The following is a 6,651-nucleotide window of genomic DNA, read 5'->3' as shown; positions in this document are numbered from 1 at the left end:
CGCGGCGCCCAGTCGACCCTGTGGGGCGGCCAGGCCATCGGGGGTGTGATCAACATCGTCACCGCCGAGCCGGCGCAGGCCTTCGAGGGCGGGCTGCAGGCGGAAGCCGGCACGCAGGACACCACCTATCTGCGCGGCGCGGTGGCGGGGCGCAGCGACCACCTGGTCTGGCGGCTGTCGGCCGGCCACTATGAGACCGGCGGCGTCTCGGCCTTTGCCCGGGGGGCGGAGGACGACGGCTATCGCCAGGCCTCGGTCAGCGGGCGGGCCCGGGTGATCGTCTCCGATGACCTCTCCCTGGACCTGCGGGCGGTCTACACCAAGAACCGCAACGAGTTCGACGGCTTCCCGGCGCCGGCCTTTTCCTTCGCCGACACCGGCCAGTACGCGGAGATCGAGGAGCTGGTGGGCTATGCCGGCCTGAACATCGCGTTGCTGGACGGCCGGCTGAAGAACCGCCTGGCCTTCGGCTACACCAATTCCGACAGCCTGAACTTCAACCCGGCCCAGGCGGTGACACCGCTGACCTTCGACTCCACCGGTCGCAACAGGCGCTGGGAATACCAGGGGAGCCTGGAGATCACGCGCGCCTGGACCGCCACCTTCGGGGCCGAGCGGGAGGAGGCCAGCTTCCGCAGCCGCGCGCCCTCGGCCTTTGCGCCCTCGCCCGTGGCGGCCACGGCGGAGGTGGCCATCGACAGCCTCTATGCCCAGGTTCGTGGGGACCTCAGCGGTCACTTGTCGGTCAGTGTCGGCCTGCGCCGCGACAGCCACGACACCTTCGGCGACCACAGCCTGGGGCAGGTGTCGGCCGCCTGGTCTATTGGCGAGGAGACCCTCTTGCGCGCCAGTTTCGGCCAAGGATTCAAGGCCCCGACCCTCTATCAGCTCTATAGCGAGTACGGGAACCTGGGGCTGAAGGCCGAGCAGGCCGACGGCTGGGACCTCGGAGTCGAGCACTCGGTCGGCGACGGTTGGCTGGTGGTGACGGCCACCGGGTTCGGGCGGGAGACCGAGAACCAGATCGACTTCGTCTCCTGCGCGTTCGGGTCCCTGGCGCCTATCTGCAACCCCGGCGGCGTGGCCCGGTTCGGCTACTACGACAACACCGCAAAGACCACGGCGCATGGGGTTGAGCTGGTGGGGGCGGTCACCGCCGGCCCCTTCAGCCTCGACGCCAACTACAGCTGGACCCACACCGAGAACCGCTCGGCGGGCGCCAACCGGGGCAAGGAACTGGCCCGCCGGCCCGAGCACCAGGCCAACCTGGCGGCGACCTACAGATGGCCGTCTGGTCTCTCCACGACGGCCGACATACGCCACGTCGGCGCCAGCTTCGACAACGCCGCAAACAGCTACGTCCTGCAGAGCCACACCCTGCTGGACCTGCGGGCGTCCTATCCGGTGAGCGAGACCTTCGAGGTCTATGGCCGGGTCGATAACGTCCTGGACGACAGCTACGAGACGGTGCGGAACTACGGAACCCTGGGCCGCGCCGCGACCCTGGGCGTCCGCGCCAAGTTCTGATGCGATAAGGGTTCGCGGCGGGGGAGGGCCTCCGCCGCGCAACATGAATTGAGCGTCTGGCCTGTCCCCCGGCCGGGCGGCTATGCTGGGTCCATGAACAATATGGAAAGCGTCGTCGCCTGGATCCGGGCGCGGCTGCAGCGCGATCCGCCCCTGGCGGCGGAGCCAGAGCTGAACACCCTGCTGCGGGTCCTGGCGATCTGGCGTTCGCGCGCCATCGCCAATGTCCTGCTGCGCAATCATGGGGCCAAGATCCTGGGCGGCCCCTTCGCGGGCATGGACTATGTGGGCGAGGCCACCGAGGGGGCGCTCGCCCCCCGCCTGCTCGGCTCCTACGAGTCGGAACTGCACCCGGCCATCGCCCGGTTCGCCGGCGAGGGGTTCGACTGCATCGTCGATGTGGGCTGCGCGGAGGGCTACTACGCCGTGGGCCTGGCCCGCCTGATGCCGGGGGTCACCGTCTACGCCTACGACATCGTCGAGAAGGCCCGGCGCGCCTGCGCCGACCTGGCGGCCAAGAACGGCGTCGCCGAGCGGGTGGTGGTCCGCGAGACCTTCGCGCCCGAGGGTTTCGAGGAGTTCGCCGACCGCAGGACCCTGGTGATGATGGACGTGGAAGGCGCCGAGGACGGCCTGCTGCGCCCCGACTTGTCGCCCGCCCTGGCCAAGATGAGCCTCATCGTCGAGACCCATGACGTCTACAGGCCCGGCGTCCTGCAGCGGATCCAGGCGCGCTTTTCCGCCACCCACGACATCCAGCGCCTGGACCAGCAGGGCAAGAGCGTGACCCTGCCGGACTGGCTGGCCGCCCAGGGTCACCTCGATCACCTGATCGCGGTGTGGGAATGGCGCGTCCGCCCAACCCCCTGGCTGGTCATGACGCCCAAGGCGGCCGTCTGATGACCCAGGGGTTCCGGCTGGACGGCGGGGCTGAGAGTCTGGTCTTCCTCACCACCGAGGCCGGGGCGCCGCGCCTGGTCTATTGGGGGCCCGATCTTGGCCCCGCCGATCCCATCCCGGCGCTCGCCCGGCTCGCCATCCGCGCCATCCCGCACGGCATGCTGGACGGTGGCGAGCGGCTGAGCTGGCTGCCGGAGGCGGGGCAGGGGTTTACGGCTCACCCCGGCCTGCTGGCGCACAGGGGCGGCGCCGAGGTGGTCAGCCAGATGACCCTGCGCAGCGCCGATCTCACCTCCGGCGCCGCGACCCTGGTCCTGGAGGACACGGCCGCCGGGATCGAGCTGACCCTGAGCCTGCGCCTGGACGCCCCCACCGGCGTGCTCACCAGCCGCACCACCCTGCGCAACACCGGCCTCGAGCCCCTGACCCTCGACTGGCTGGCGGCGGGCGCCTTCGACAGTCCCCACAACGACCTGCTGCTGTTCGACGGCCGCTGGACCCGCGAGTTCGCGGCGGTCCGTCAGCTCCTCTCCACCGGCCTGATCGCCAAGGAGAACCGCACCGGCCGCACCTCCCACTACGCCCCGCCCTTCGCCGTGGTGGGGGAGACCAACTTCAGCGAGACCCGTGGCGAGGCCTTCGCCCTGCACCTGGCCTGGAGCGGCGACCACCGCATCTTCGCCGAGCGTCTGCGGGACGGCCGTGTCCAGGTCCAGGCCGGCGAACTGCTGCACCCCGGCGAGGTGATCCTGGGGCAGGGGGAAACCTACCAGAGTCCGGCCCTCTATATGGCCCGCTCGGAGAGCGGCCTGAACGGAATCTCCGACCGCCTGCATCCCTTCGTCCGCGATGTGATCCTCGGCGGCCGCCTCCGGGGCAAGACAAGACCGGTGCACTACAACGGCTGGGAGGCCATCTATTTCGACCACGACCTGGCCACCCTGAAGGGCCTGGCCGACCTGGCCGCGGAGGCCGGGGTCGAACGCTATGTCCTGGACGACGGCTGGTTCAAGGGCCGCCCCGACGACCGCTCGGGCCTGGGCGACTGGACCGTCGATCCCGCCAAGTACCCCGACGGCCTGACGCCGCTCATCGACCACGTCCGGGGTCTGGGGATGGAGTTCGGTCTCTGGGTCGAGCCGGAAATGGCCAACGCCGACTCCGACCTGCTGCGCGCCCACCCCGACTGGATCCTTGGCGACCCGGGCCGCCCCCAGCCCCTGGGGCGAGGCCAGTACGTACTCGACCTCACCCGCGCCGAGGTGGCCGACAACATCTACCGGCAGCTCGACGCCCTGCTGAGTCAGAACGCCATCGGCTATCTGAAGTGGGACATGAACCGCGACCTAACCCACGCGCTCAGCGGCGGCCGGGCGGCGGTCCACAACCAGACCCTGGCGGTCTACGCCCTGATGGACCGCCTGCGCGCCGCCCATCCGACCGTCGAGATCGAGAGCTGCTCATCGGGGGGCGGCCGGGCCGACTATGAGATCCTGCGGCGCACCGACCGCATCTGGACCTCCGACTGCAACGATCCCATCGAGCGCCAGGCGATCCAACGTGGTTTCTCGATCTTCTTCCCCCCCGAGGTCATGGGGTCCCACGTGGGCGCCGCCGCCAGCCACACCACGGCCCGCACCGCCAGCCTGGACCTGCGCGCCATGACAGCGCTGGGTGGTCACATGGGGATCGAGGCCGACCTGCGGGCCTTCAGCCAGGTTGAGCGCGACCAGCTGGCTGCGGCCATCGCCCTGCACAAGACCCTGCGCGACGACCTGCACGCCGGCCGCACCCTGCGCCTGGAGCATCCCGACTGCCTTGCTTTCGCCAATCTAGGGGCAGGGAGTGTCCTGGTGTCCGCCGCCCAGGTGCAGACCTCCAGGGCCGCGGCCCTGGCGCCCCTCCGCGTGGTAGGCCTGGAGCCCCAGACTGAATATGAGATCGTCATGGTCAACCCGCCCGAGCGGCCCTTCGCCGTGATGAAGCGGCGCATTCCGCTGGTGAAGGGTGACACCCTCGTCGCCAGCGGCGACATGCTGGCGCGAACGGGCATACCCCTCCCGGTGATGCGCGCTGGAGAGATCGCGGTCTTCCGCCTGACGCGGGTCGCGCCGTGACCCTCGCCGCCCTCGCCGCCGATTTCCGCGTCCGCTTCGGGTCCGAGCCCCGCCTGTTCCGTGCGCCCGGCCGCATCAACATCATCGGCGAGCACACCGACTATTCCGAGGGCTTCGTCCTGCCCGCCGCCATCGACCGCTGGTGCGTGGTGGCGGCCGCGCCCAACGACCTCGGGCGGCTGCGCGTAGTCTCGCAGACCCTGGGCCGGGAGATGGAGGCCGTGCTCGACGGTCTGACACCCGCCGGCGACTGGACCGACTATGTGGCCGGCCCCGCCCAGATCCTGCGGGAGGCGGGCCTGCCGATCGTGGGGGCGGACCTGATGATCGCCTCGGACGTCCCAGTCGGCGCCGGCGTCAGCTCGTCGGCGGCCCTGCAGGTGGCGGTCACCCGCGCCCTGCTGGCGCTCTCCGGGCTCCAGGCGGACGGCGCCCAGGTGGCCACTTGGGCCCGGGCCTCGGAGAACCGGTTCGTGGGCATGCCCTGCGGGATCATGGACAGCTTCGCCAGCGCCAACGGCGTCGAGGGCGGGGCCCTGATGGTGGACTGCCGCTCCCTGCAGGCCACGCCCGTTCCCCTGCCGCACGGAGCGAGTTTCCTGCTGGTGAACTCCATGGTCGATCACCAGCTGGTGGGCGGCGAGTATCGGCGGCGGCGCGAGGATTGCGAGGCGGCCGCCCGCACCCTGGGCGTTCCGGCCCTGCGGGATGTGGCCGAGGCCGACCTGCCCGCCGCCCTGCGGAGACTCAGCGGCGCCCCCGCCAAGCGCTGCCGCCACGTGGTGACCGAAAACGCCCGCGTCGGTCGGGCCGTGAGCGCCATGACCGCCGGCGACCTGGCCGCCCTGGGCGCGCTGATGAACCAGTCTCACGCCTCGTTGCGCGACGACATGGAGGTCAGCCTGCCGGTGGTCGACCAGCTGGCCGCCATCGCCCAGGCCACCCCCGGCGTGCATGGCGCGCGGCTGATGGGCGGCGGCTTCGGGGGCTGCGTCATCGCCCTGGTGGACAGCGCGGCGGCCGAGGCCGTTCAAGCCGGCATCGTCGCGGCCTATGGCGCGTTGATCAGCGCGATACCCGACGCCTTCGCCTGCCGCGCGGTCGCCGGTGCGTCGGAGGTGTTCACATGAGCCGTCCCGAACGCCGTCTCAACCTGCTGACCGGAGACTGGGTCCTGGTCTCGCCCCAGCGGGTCAGCCGACCCTGGCAAGGCGCGGCCAGCGAGGCCGCAATCCCCGAGCGCGTGGTCCACGACCCGGCCTGTTATCTCTGCGCCGGGGTCATGAGGGCCGGCGGCCTTCGCAATCCGGACTATCAGGGGGTCTACGTCTTCGACAACGACTATCCGGCCCTGCTGCCGGGCCGGGTGGAGGGCGGGTCCGACGACCCCCTCCTGGTACGCGAGCCGGAGGCCGGGCTGTGCCGGGTCATCTGCTACACCCCTGACCACAGCCTCACCATGGCCGGCATGAGCCCGAACCAGATCGAACCTGTGATCGAAACCTGGACGGCCCAGTTCACCGAACTGGCCACGCGGGCCGACGTCGGGGCGGTGACCATTTTCGAGAACCGCGGCGAGATGATGGGGGCCAGCAACCCGCACCCCCACGGCCAGATCTGGGCCCAGCAGCACGTCCCCAATGAACAGGTCCGCGAGGGCGACCGCCAACGAGAGTGGTTCGCCGCGCACGGGGAAACCCTGCTGGCGTCCTATCTCAGGCGCGAGCTGGCGGCCGCCGAGCGGATTATCTGCGCCAACGAGACCTTTGTCGCCCTGGTCCCGTTCTGGGCGGCCTGGCCCTTCGAGGCTCTGGTCCTGCCGCGCCGGCCGGTCACCGGCCTGGATGAACTGACCCCCGGTGAGCGCGCCGGTCTGGCCGACATTCTCTCGCGCCTGACCCGGGCCTATGACCGGCTGTTCGAGGTGTCCTTCCCCTACACCATGGGGTTCCACCAGCGGCCCACCGACGGCGGGGCGCACCCGCACGTCACCCTGCACGCCCACTTCTATCCGCCGTTGCTGCGGTCGGCCTCGGTGCGCAAGTTCATGGTCGGCTACGAGATGCTGGCCATGCCCCAACGCGACCTGACGCCCGAGGAGGCCGCG

The 6,651-nt window shown here is 70.7% G+C and carries 5 protein-coding genes; all 5 read left to right on the top strand.

The window, feature by feature from the left end; genetic code table 11:
* The coding region (locus tag RMO97_RS07380; protein WP_310539983.1) for a TonB-dependent receptor domain-containing protein at positions 1-1,527 on the top strand (1,527 nt) is incomplete at its 5' end.
* A gap of 93 nt (positions 1,528-1,620) precedes the next feature.
* A complete protein-coding gene (locus RMO97_RS07375; protein WP_310539982.1) occupies positions 1,621-2,427 on the top strand; it encodes a hypothetical protein in 807 nt (268 codons plus the stop codon).
* Positions 2,427-4,544 carry an alpha-galactosidase gene (locus tag RMO97_RS07370; protein WP_310539981.1) on the top strand — a complete coding sequence of 706 codons (2,118 nt, stop codon included), beginning with the start codon at positions 2,427-2,429 and terminating at the stop codon, positions 4,542-4,544. The genes RMO97_RS07375 and RMO97_RS07370 overlap by 1 nt, the downstream gene beginning before the upstream one ends.
* Complete coding sequence (gene galK / locus RMO97_RS07365) at positions 4,541-5,674, top strand: galactokinase (protein ID WP_310539980.1); 1,134 nt, start codon at positions 4,541-4,543, stop codon at positions 5,672-5,674. The genes RMO97_RS07370 and galK overlap by 4 nt, the downstream gene beginning before the upstream one ends.
* A partial coding sequence (locus tag RMO97_RS07360) for a UDP-glucose--hexose-1-phosphate uridylyltransferase (protein WP_310539979.1) occupies positions 5,671-6,651 on the top strand: 981 nt, incomplete at its 3' end. The genes galK and RMO97_RS07360, both read left to right, overlap by 4 nt.

The organism is Phenylobacterium sp. (genome assembly GCF_031425575.1).
GTDB lineage: Bacteria > Pseudomonadota > Alphaproteobacteria > Caulobacterales > Caulobacteraceae > Phenylobacterium.
Note: the sequence above shows the minus strand (reverse complement) of the source record. Positions and strands in the feature narration are given on the sequence as shown.